Raw genomic sequence first — 9,054 nt, forward strand, 5'->3', positions numbered from 1 at the left:
TCCGAACCCTTGCCCGGCGCCGGATGAAGTGGACTTTCGAAAAGCCCGGTACGCGCAAGAAACGGGTTGAAACAGCGGCCGTCTCATACGATTTTGAAGGCAATCGAACATGCGGAGGCTGTCATGGCTGAGACAACGCACGACTATCTCATCTTCGAAACCGCGGGCGGTTTCTGCGGCATCGCCTGGAGCGATGCCGGCATCACCCGTTTCCAACTGCCGACCAAATCAGCAGAAGCGACCGAACGGCTGCTGCTGCGCCGCCTGCCGGATGCCGAACCCGGCGCGCCGACGCCAGCTGTGCTAGAGACGGTTGCCGCCGTGAAGCGCTATTTCCAGGGCGAGGAGACGGATTTTTCCGGAGTGGAACTCGATCTTGCCGGCCAGGATGCCTTCTTCAGGGATATTTATGCGGCGGCACGGCGTGTCGGCTGGGGCCGCACGACCACTTACGGCGCGCTGGCGAAGGAGCTTGGCGCCGGGCCCGAGGCCGCCCGCGACGTCGGCCAGGCGATGGCGAAAAACCCGGTCGCTCTGATCATCCCCTGTCACCGGGTGCTTGCGGCCGGCGGCAAGATCGGCGGCTTCTCCGCGCCCGGCGGTTCGACATCGAAGGCCCGCATGCTGGAACTCGAAGGCGTCAATCTCGCACCGCCGCCGCCCGCCCAGCAGTCGCTGGGTTTTTAGGCGGCGGAGGCTTTTTCGTTTCCGCAATTCCGGACGCGAAACCGCGCTACACTTTCGCTGGAATTGCTTTGGCAGCAATCTCAGCCGCTCAATGCGGGCTGGCTGTCGGCCGGATGATGATCTCGCTGACATCGACGTCATCAGGCTGGCTGACGGCGTAGAGGATCGAATTGGCGATCGCCTCGGGGCTGATCGTGATCGCCCTGAAAGCCTTCATCGCATCCCGCGCGGTCGGATCGGTGATCGTCTCGGCCAGTTCCGATGTCGTTGTGCCGGGGGAGATGACGGTCACCCGGATGCGGTCGGTCTCCTGTCGCAATCCGTCCGAGATCGCCCGCACCGCGAATTTCGTCGCGCAATAGACGGCAGCCGTCGGAGAGACGCTGTGGCCGCCGATCGAAGACAGGTTGATGATCTGCCCCGACCCCTGCGCTTTCATGATCGGAAGCGCTGCGGCAATGCCGTAGAGAACGCCCTTGATGTTGACGTCGACCATCCGGTCCCATTCGTCGACCTTGAGGGCATCGAGCGGCGAGAGCGGCATGACGCCGGCATTGTTGACGATCACGTCCAGCCGTCCGAATTCGGATCTGGCAAAGCCTGCGAAGGCTTCCACCTGCGAGCGGTCGGTGACGTCAAGCTGTCGCAGGCGCACCGTCCCGCCCTTTGCGGCGATGTCGTCGGCAAGTTCCTTCAGCCGATCGGTGCGACGTGCGCCGATCACGATATGCGCGCCGGCCGCAGCCAGCACCCTGGCCGTAGCCTCTCCGATGCCGCTGCTGGCCCCGGTGATGGCAATGACTTTTCCTTTGATATCAGACATTTCAAGCTCCATTGCAGGTTGAGGTTTTCGTGGCGGTCAGCTTGGGAAATCGGCGCTGAGCGTCGTCTCCGCCCAGGTGTCGAAATTTGCGCGCAGCGCATCGAGCCGTTCGCGGGCGATTTTCAGGGCGGGCGCACCGAGCAGGAGGCGAAGCGGCGGCTCGTCCGCCTCGAATGCCGATAGGATTGCCGTTGCGGCTCGGGTGGGATCACCCGGCTGCTTGCCGGAGACCGAACGGGTGGCCTGGCGCCGCTTGCCTGCGGTCTCGGCGTAATCGTCGATGATCGTGGCGGATTCGACCATCGACCGGCCGGCCCAATCCGTTCGGAAGGCGCCGGGTTCGAGGATCGTCACATCGATGCCAAGCGGTTTGACCTCATGCGAAAGCGATTCCGACAAAGCTTCGACCGCAAACTTGGTGGCGTGGTAGTAGCCGGTCGCCGCAAAAGCGACGAGCCCGCCAAGCGAGGAGACATTAAAGATATGCCCTTGCCGGCGTGCGCGCATGCCCGGCAGAACCTGCTTGGTGACATCGATCAATCCGAAGACATTGGTTTCGAACTGGGCGCGTATTTCGGCATCCTCGCCCTCTTCGATCGCCGAGAGGTAGCCGTAGCCGGCATTGTTGACGAGGACGTCGATCGCCCCGAAATGCGTTTCGGCGTTACGAACCGCGCCGGCGACGGAGTTGCTGTCCGTCACATCGAGGGCAAGGGCAAGCGCACGGTCCCTGTATTCTGTCGTGAGATCTGCCAGGGTCTCGGGTCTGCGCGCCGTCATGGCGGCGCGCCAGCCTCGGGCGAGGACGGCTTCGGCGAGTGCCCGGCCGAGGCCGGACGATGCGCCTGTTATGAACCAGATGGGTGTTGGGGAAGACATGATCGTCATCCTTTCCGGCCTGTAGATGCGGCCTTACTCCTTGTGATGTTTCCTGTCGGGCAGCGCGTCATTTGCGGCGAAGCACCATGCCGGCGTGATGGAGGGTATTGCCGTCGACGAAATCGCCGTCGGCCGTAAAGCCCGTGTCATCCCAGTATTCGATGTGCCTTCCGGTGACTTCGTAACGTCCTTGGTAGGCGCTTTCGCGGTTTCCGCGGGCTTCGTCGTAACGGCCATTGGGCAGAAGTTCGTGACGGATACGGCCGTCATCCGTCACCCACATGCCGACATAGGGATGTTGCTGCATTCTGTTCTCGCTTGTTTGTTGCTGCTGAGGGGCTCGGTCATTCACGGCATCGGCGGCAGACGAACCGATCGCCGTGCCGGCTAAGGTGGTTGCGGCGAAAAAATGCAGAACAGGACTGTTGGAAATGTTGCGCATCGATTTTCCTCTCGAAACCTCCGTTGACCTCGACTTGAAAGATAGCGTGGCCATCCGCGGCGATTAAGTTGCCAATCCAGGATGCCTTGGTTAGTTATGCTAACCAATGGTCGATGATCTCGAAGGCATTTCAGTCTTTCTTGCCGTGGCGGAGGCGCGGAACTTCCGGCTCGCCGGCGAGCGGCTTGGCGTCACCCGCTCCGCCGTCAGCCAGGCCCTGCAGCGCCTGGAGGATCGGGTCGGCGTTGCCCTGGTCCAGCGCACGACGCGCAGCGTCAGCCTGACGGAGGCCGGCGAGGTGTTTTTCGACGCGGTTCGTCCATCGGTCCGCCAGGTCAGGGATGCGATGCAAACGGTCAGGGAAATGCAGGCGCGCCCGAGCGGCTTGCTGAGGATCACCGTTTCCTCAATCGCCGAGAACTTCCTGTCCGGCACGTTGCTGGCCGGCTTCATGGAAGCCTGCCCCGACATCAAACTCGATATCACCATCACCGATGACGAATTCGATATCGTCGAGGCCGGCTTCGACGCCGGCGTCCGGCTCGGCGAAGTGATCGAACAGGATATGATCGCAATCTCCGTCTCCGAAGAGCAGCGACAATGTGCGGCCGCATCCCCCAGCTATCTTGAGCGCCGCGGCCATCCCCGCCATCCCCGCGAACTGCAGGACCACGCCTGCATCGGCTGGCGGCCACGCCCGGATACCGCACCCTATCGCTGGGAGTTCACCGAGAATGATCGCGACTTCGACGTCTCCGTCGATCCCACAGTCACCACCAACGACATGGGAATGATGATCCGCATGGCCTGCGCCGGAACCGGCATCACCTTCGGCATGGTGGAAACCTTCCAGCCCTATGTGGAACGCGGCGAACTCCTGCCGCTGCTGGAAGATTTCTGTCCGCCCTTCCCGGGCTTCTATCTCTACTATCCCAGGCGTCAGAGGCAGCCGCTAAAGCTGCGCGCATTGGTCGATTATGTGCGCAGATTTGACGGGCGCCAGATTTGATCCGTGCCCCGGGAAGCGTCGGAGAACTGGTTCAAGCTTTTTGCCGGGTGCGAGACACCTGATATAGGGGAATTTAAGACACCGCCGCCATCTCAGGCGAGGGCCTGAGCCGCCTTAGGCTGAGGACGCATCAGCAAATAGAATGCGAAGACGTGGGTGATCATCAACAAGGGCACATAGATGATCGGGATCGCGTATGCGGCGCCCAATTCCCCCGCCCGCGCCGGCAGGCCGGCCTGGATCGCGTGATAGTAGTCGAGGACGAGGTCGCCCATTCCCACGAGATTGAAGGCGACGACGAACAGCCAGAAGACCTGGCGTATCCTGATCGTGACGAGCGCCAGCATGGCGAGCAGCCCGGCCGCGAGGTCGCCATAGGCAGCGAAGGTAGCGAAGCTGGCGGGCAGGTTGGGACCGACGACGTCGCTCAGAATGAAGACGAGCCCGAAGAAGCGGAAGCTGTGTAGAGTGGCGATGGCGCGGTGCGCCTTGATCCTGTCCATCGATTTGAGCCAGGGCAGAATATATGCGCCGAAGCAAAGCAGCCAGGCGACATAGCCTAGCACGAGATGAGTTTGAAAGATGGATTCGGTCGACATCGGGGCACTCCTGCTTTGTGGGGTCCAGATGTACCGCCGCTTCCCGTGATCGACTATTGGCGATAATATCGATGCGGTATGAAGCAGAACTTCACAGTCAGGCAAGGCGCGCTCGACGGCGTTGAGGCGTTTCTGAGCGTTGCCCGGCACCGCAGTTTTCGCAGGGCAGCCGCGGAACTCGGGGTGACCCCATCGGCGATCAGCCAGGCCGTACGCGCTCTTGAGGAGCGTGTCGGCGCGGTACTCTTCATCCGCACGACGCGCAGTGTCGGCCTGACAGAAGCCGGCGAGCGGTTCGTTACGCGCGCAAAGCCTGCTTTCGAGGAACTGATCGCCGCAAGCGAACTTGCGCGTGAGCTCGGGCAAAGACCGGCTGGACTGTTGCGTCTCACGGTGCCGCCTGCCGTGGTGCCGATCCTGCTGGAGCCACTGATCGCATCCTTCTGCCGGGCCTTTCCCGAGATCGAGGTGGAGGTAGCCGTGAATGAGGAACTGGTCGACATCGCGGCCGAGGGATTTGATGCCGGTATCCGCCTCGGCCAGTTCATCGCAGCCGACATGGTCGCCATCCGGCTGACGCCGTCCTTCCCGCTGGTGGTCGTCGGCAGCCCCGACTATCTGCATCGGAGAGGGCGGCCCGAGCGTATCGACGATCTGCGTCAACATGCCTGCATCCGCATGCGTCGCTCGAACGGCTCAATCGCGCCGTGGTCGTTTGTCAGCGGCAAAAAACCGATCGAGGCTGTTGTCTCCGGGCCGCTGATCGCCCGCGACTTTCCCACCATGCTGGGGGCCGCCGTCGAAGACATGGGGCTTGCTCAGGTGCCGGAGCCAATCGCCGCCGGACCGGTGAAGGCGGGAAAACTCATCCGCGTCCTGGAGGCGTTCGCGCCGATGGCGCCGGGTGTGTTCCTCTACTATCCGAGCCGTCATCAAGTGATGCCGAAGCTGCGGGCCTTCATCGATCACGTGACAAGCCGGGCGGACACTGCCGACAAAAGCCGAATTCACATCGGTGGTGAGCAAACACCGGCCACGAAAATACGCTGAGGCGGCAAGCGCGGACTGGATGGATCCAAGCCACTTTGTGATGTCGAACATCTAAATGACGCTCAAGATTGCCCAGGACACGCGGTTTTGCTATTCCCGACCCCAAGGGATCGGTGGTGGCGAGGCGGGCGCCTTCATATCGGTTCTACCGGTCATGGCACCAGTCTCCCGACATGGCAGCCCAGACTTCACGATCATCCATCCTGTTGTCGGAGAACATATGTTGGACGCGGTCTTTCCCATTCCGACCAGGGCCCTGATCCGCCAGGGTGGGCGGGCCTGCTTTTTTCGCCTCGTCAATACCAGCCCCTTGTTGATACAGGTGCAATCGGGAACGAAGATCGTCATGGCCGATGATAAGGCTCTGCGCCTCGAGGCGGGCGCCTATGGCTTGCTGCCCGACTATCGTCCCCTGACGATGGAGAACATTCCCAAGGCGCCGCAGAAGTATCAGACCCTGGCACTGCCCGTTCCACGCCAGCTCTTCGAGGAAGCCTACAGCAGGATGGGACCGATCGCCGTTCCATCGAGGCCTGTACCGGCAGGCACCTCGAAGCTGCCGGAGGAAGCCGTGGCATTGTTTGACTATTGCTGTCAGCCCGGAAATCTGACGAGGCTTCCCGGCGCGATTGCCAAGGCTCGTTTGATGGAGCTGATCACCTGGTTTGCGCTCTGCGGAGCGGTGCTCGGCCAGAACCAAAGTCCTCGGATCGAGGATCGGCTGCGGCAGATGATCGAAAGCGATACCGCCTTTGCTTGGACGCTGGGGCAGGCGGCGCGCTCGTTCAACATGAGCGAAGCGACGCTGAGGCGCAAACTGGCCGCCGAGAACACCGGCTTCAGTGAGATCCTGAGCGATACAAGGATGAACCGCGCCTTGGGCCTCATTCAAACCACAACCCTGCCGATGGCGCAGATTGCCTTTGAGGTCGGTTACGATTCGCCGTCTCAATTCGCGGCGCGGTTCAAGGAGAGGTTTGGCGTCAATCCACGCCATGTGCGCGGCGGCTCCGAGCGTTTTGAGCGGATCGGGGCAGAAGTTGAGCATACCGGGGCAGATATGGTCGCACGCTGACGGTAATTCTCCTGCATCATCAACCGCAGGAAAACAGCATGCGTTTCATCACAGCAGCACTTCTCGCCGCGTCCATCTTCGGCGCGACGGCCGCACAGGCCGAAATGAAGCTCACCTCGAAGGACTTGACCCCCGGCAAGGCGATGGCCGATGCACAGGTCTTCAACAGCTTCGGCTGCTCGGGCAAGAACGTCTCGCCGGAACTGACCTGGTCGGGCGCTCCTCAGGGAACCAAGAGCTTCGCCATCATGGCTTACGATCCGGATGCGCCGACCGGCTCGGGCTGGTGGCATTGGTCGGTGTTCAACATTCCCGCAAATGCCTCGGAGATCGCCACCGGCGCCAGCGGTGACAAAAAGCTTCCCGTCGGCACTATCGAAGGTCACACCGACTTTGGGACATCAGGCTATGGCGGCGCATGCCCGCCGGCCGGCGACAAGCCGCACCACTACCAGTTCACCGTCTACGCGCTCTCGGTCGACAAGCTCCCGCTTCCCGATACGGCGCCGGCCGCCATGGTTGGCTTCTATGTCCGGGCAAACACGCTCGACAAGGCTTCCGTCGAGGTCACCTACGGCCGCTGAGGCCGGCTCAGGATCGCCGGCCGAGGTAACTGAACCTCGGCCGGTCGTTCCTATGCGGGCTTATTCTGCAAACCTAGCCCGTCACTGCTTCCCAACAAATCAACGGACCGTCTTCGGCATCGATACGCTCGCCGGTGCGGATGAATCCATTGCGTTGGAGGACACGCTGTGAGGCGATATTCTCCAACCCGGTCTCTGCAGAGATCAGCGCCACGCGAGGGTCGTTCCACGCCCACTCCAGCAATTGCGCAATGGCCCGCGTGGTGGATCCAAGACCCTGGCGGGACGGCGCAACCCCATAGCCGATATGGATGTTTCCATCTTGCGGAACCCGAACGATGGAGCAGAGGCCGACGATCTCGCCATCCTCGACGATCATCCAGGCCGACGGCGAAAATTCAGCGTTTATCTCCGTCGCGAGGCGGTTCAACATCCCCAGTATCTCCGGAGGCGCAATCGCACTGTCCGGGACAAGGCGCAGATGACGGGGCGCAATGCCCTTCAGCAGCGCTTCGAAGTCATGAGTGGTTAGTTCGATGATCATGGTCTTCTCGACATTAGACATGCGCCAGCATTGGGCGCGCTAAGGCCGAGCGATAGAGTGAGGATCAGCTCTCGGTCACGATGCCGAGCGCCTTCATCCCTGCCGCCACAGCCGGTGAGTTCTGGATCGTTGCGACGGCAAACAAAGGCATTCTCCTCTAAGACTTAAATGCGAATAGCAGTCCGATGCGAGCACCGCAAGATATTCGGCGACCTCTCACGCCGGCCGATGGATCTGTGCCACCGCGCCACCTGGAAAGGCCTTCGTGGCCGCGCTCGCCCTAGGAAGCGCCAGATCGACAAGGTCCGACAGCTCATGATCGTTATTGCCGTCTGCCCTAGATAAGACTTGCGTGTAAGCGGTCGTTGGAAGTTTTCGCTAGTCCATGCCAAACCGCAAGATCGGTCGAGCACCTCATGGCCGTCAGCGGCTAGATGGAGCCGCCACGGAGGAGGGACGATGAAGGCGACGCTTCAAAACTATCAGGCCCGGATGCGGCGGGTGCTGGACTATATCGACCGGCATCTCGACTGTGATCTGGACCTGGAAACGGTGAGCCGTGTTGCGGCCTTTTCGAAGTTTCATTTCCACCGGCAGTTTGCGGCGACCTTCGGATTGTCAGTGCATCGCTATGTCAAGCTTGCCCGGCTGAAGCGCGCTTCGCACCGGCTGGCCTACAGGGACGCCCAAAGCGTCACCGAGATAGCGATGGATGCCGGTTACAACGCACCGGATGCCTTCGCCCGCGCCTTTCGGCAACGGTTCGGGCAATCGCCTTCGTCGTTCCGGAAGTCTCCCGACTGGGAGCCGTGGCTTGCGGCCTTCGGGCCTCTCGACAACGCAAGGAGCAAGCTCATGCAAAAGACTTTTACCACGGACGATGTGACGATTCGCGATGTGCCTCCCACGCCGGTGGCGATCATGGAGCACCGGGGCGACCCGGCGACGCTCGGCGCCACCATCCAGCGGTTCATCGCCTGGCGCACGGCCGCTGGCCTGCATCCCAGAACAAGTCCGACCTTCAATGTCTGGCGTTCCGAGCGGCGCCCTGCGTCGCCTGCCGATTACAGCGTGGATCTTTGTGTCGGGACCGGCCAACCGATCGAGGCGGACGGCGGAGAGGTCAAAGCCGGCGTGATTCCTGGCGGACGCTGCGCGGTGCTGCGTGTCGTCGGCAACACCGACAATCTGGAGCCTGCCGCGCTCTATCTTTATCGCAACTGGCTTCCGGCCAGCGGCGAAGAAGCACGCGACTTCCCGATCTATTGCCAGCGGCTGAGCTTCTTCCCCGAAGTGCCGGAGCATGAGGCGGTGGCGGACCTGTTTCTGCCGCTGAAATAGCACCGGGGGTGGGTCCTGAAA

11 protein-coding genes are annotated in these 9,054 nt (G+C 61.8%); 6 read left to right on the forward strand and 5 right to left on the reverse strand.

What is annotated here, in order from left to right:
- Positions 1-123: 123 nt before the first annotated feature.
- Positions 124-687 carry a methylated-DNA--[protein]-cysteine S-methyltransferase gene (locus FHT79_RS15745; protein WP_183903632.1) on the forward strand — a complete coding sequence of 188 codons (564 nt, stop codon included), beginning with the start codon at positions 124-126 and terminating at the stop codon, positions 685-687.
- 88 nt (positions 688-775) lie between these two features.
- Here FHT79_RS15745 and FHT79_RS15750 read toward each other — a convergent pair whose 3' ends face one another.
- The 3 genes from FHT79_RS15750 to FHT79_RS15760 are packed head-to-tail and all read right to left on the reverse strand — an operon-like array spanning position 776 to position 2,831.
- Entirely contained in the window at positions 776-1,510 is a 735-nt protein-coding gene (locus FHT79_RS15750) for an SDR family oxidoreductase (RefSeq protein WP_047617653.1), read from the reverse strand.
- Between the two features lie 36 nt (positions 1,511-1,546).
- Complete coding sequence (locus FHT79_RS15755; protein ID WP_183903634.1) at positions 1,547-2,398, reverse strand: oxidoreductase; 852 nt, start codon at positions 2,396-2,398, stop codon at positions 1,547-1,549.
- A gap of 58 nt (positions 2,399-2,456) precedes the next feature.
- The gene (locus FHT79_RS15760) at positions 2,457-2,831 is read right to left on the reverse strand and encodes an Atu4866 domain-containing protein (RefSeq protein ID WP_183903636.1); all 375 of its coding nucleotides are present in this window, start codon (positions 2,829-2,831) and stop codon (positions 2,457-2,459) included.
- A gap of 106 nt (positions 2,832-2,937) precedes the next feature.
- On the opposite strand from FHT79_RS15760, the gene FHT79_RS15765 reads away from it, so the two are divergent.
- Positions 2,938-3,840 carry a LysR family transcriptional regulator gene (locus FHT79_RS15765; protein ID WP_183903638.1) on the forward strand — a complete coding sequence of 301 codons (903 nt, stop codon included), beginning with the start codon at positions 2,938-2,940 and terminating at the stop codon, positions 3,838-3,840.
- A 92-nt stretch (positions 3,841-3,932) separates the two neighbouring features.
- Here FHT79_RS15765 and FHT79_RS15770 read toward each other — a convergent pair whose 3' ends face one another.
- A complete protein-coding gene (locus tag FHT79_RS15770; RefSeq protein WP_183903640.1) occupies positions 3,933-4,439 on the reverse strand; it encodes a hypothetical protein in 507 nt (168 codons plus the stop codon).
- A gap of 78 nt (positions 4,440-4,517) precedes the next feature.
- Between FHT79_RS15770 and FHT79_RS15775 the strand changes: the two genes are divergently transcribed.
- The 3 genes from FHT79_RS15775 (at position 4,518) to FHT79_RS15785 (ending at position 7,148) form a co-directional block, all read left to right on the forward strand.
- A complete protein-coding gene (locus FHT79_RS15775) occupies positions 4,518-5,489 on the forward strand; it encodes a LysR family transcriptional regulator (RefSeq protein ID WP_047617560.1) in 972 nt (323 codons plus the stop codon).
- Between the two features lie 220 nt (positions 5,490-5,709).
- Entirely contained in the window at positions 5,710-6,564 is an 855-nt protein-coding gene (locus tag FHT79_RS15780) for a helix-turn-helix domain-containing protein (protein WP_183903789.1), read from the forward strand.
- Between the two features lie 38 nt (positions 6,565-6,602).
- Entirely contained in the window at positions 6,603-7,148 is a 546-nt protein-coding gene (locus FHT79_RS15785) for a YbhB/YbcL family Raf kinase inhibitor-like protein (RefSeq protein ID WP_063474823.1), read from the forward strand.
- A 73-nt stretch (positions 7,149-7,221) separates the two neighbouring features.
- On the opposite strand, the gene FHT79_RS15790 is transcribed toward FHT79_RS15785, so the two are convergent.
- Entirely contained in the window at positions 7,222-7,713 is a 492-nt protein-coding gene (locus tag FHT79_RS15790) for a GNAT family protein (RefSeq protein ID WP_097543176.1), read from the reverse strand.
- A gap of 438 nt (positions 7,714-8,151) precedes the next feature.
- Between FHT79_RS15790 and FHT79_RS15795 the strand changes: the two genes are divergently transcribed.
- Positions 8,152-9,033 (forward strand): AraC family transcriptional regulator, encoded by an 882-nt coding sequence (locus FHT79_RS15795; RefSeq protein WP_097543177.1) that lies wholly within the window; start codon positions 8,152-8,154, stop codon positions 9,031-9,033.
- The last annotated feature ends 21 nt before the right edge of the window (positions 9,034-9,054 follow it).

The organism is Rhizobium sp. BK212 (assembly GCF_014197475.1).
GTDB lineage: Bacteria > Pseudomonadota > Alphaproteobacteria > Rhizobiales > Rhizobiaceae > Rhizobium > Rhizobium anhuiense.

Coding starts and splice junctions, on each gene's coding strand:
- FHT79_RS15770 (WP_183903640.1), bottom strand. CDS start 4,439: ATGTCGACCGAATCCATCTTTCAAACTCATCTCGTGCTAGGCTATGTC.
- FHT79_RS15745 (WP_183903632.1), top strand. CDS start 124: ATGGCTGAGACAACGCACGACTATCTCATCTTCGAAACCGCGGGCGGT.
- FHT79_RS15795 (WP_097543177.1), top strand. CDS start 8,152: ATGAAGGCGACGCTTCAAAACTATCAGGCCCGGATGCGGCGGGTGCTG.
- FHT79_RS15785 (WP_063474823.1), top strand. CDS start 6,603: ATGCGTTTCATCACAGCAGCACTTCTCGCCGCGTCCATCTTCGGCGCG.
- FHT79_RS15780 (WP_183903789.1), top strand. CDS start 5,710: ATGTTGGACGCGGTCTTTCCCATTCCGACCAGGGCCCTGATCCGCCAG.
- FHT79_RS15790 (WP_097543176.1), bottom strand. CDS start 7,713: ATGTCTAATGTCGAGAAGACCATGATCATCGAACTAACCACTCATGAC.
- FHT79_RS15755 (WP_183903634.1), bottom strand. CDS start 2,398: ATGACGATCATGTCTTCCCCAACACCCATCTGGTTCATAACAGGCGCA.
- FHT79_RS15765 (WP_183903638.1), top strand. CDS start 2,938: ATGGTCGATGATCTCGAAGGCATTTCAGTCTTTCTTGCCGTGGCGGAG.
- FHT79_RS15775 (WP_047617560.1), top strand. CDS start 4,518: ATGAAGCAGAACTTCACAGTCAGGCAAGGCGCGCTCGACGGCGTTGAG.
- FHT79_RS15750 (WP_047617653.1), bottom strand. CDS start 1,510: ATGTCTGATATCAAAGGAAAAGTCATTGCCATCACCGGGGCCAGCAGC.
- FHT79_RS15760 (WP_183903636.1), bottom strand. CDS start 2,831: ATGCGCAACATTTCCAACAGTCCTGTTCTGCATTTTTTCGCCGCAACC.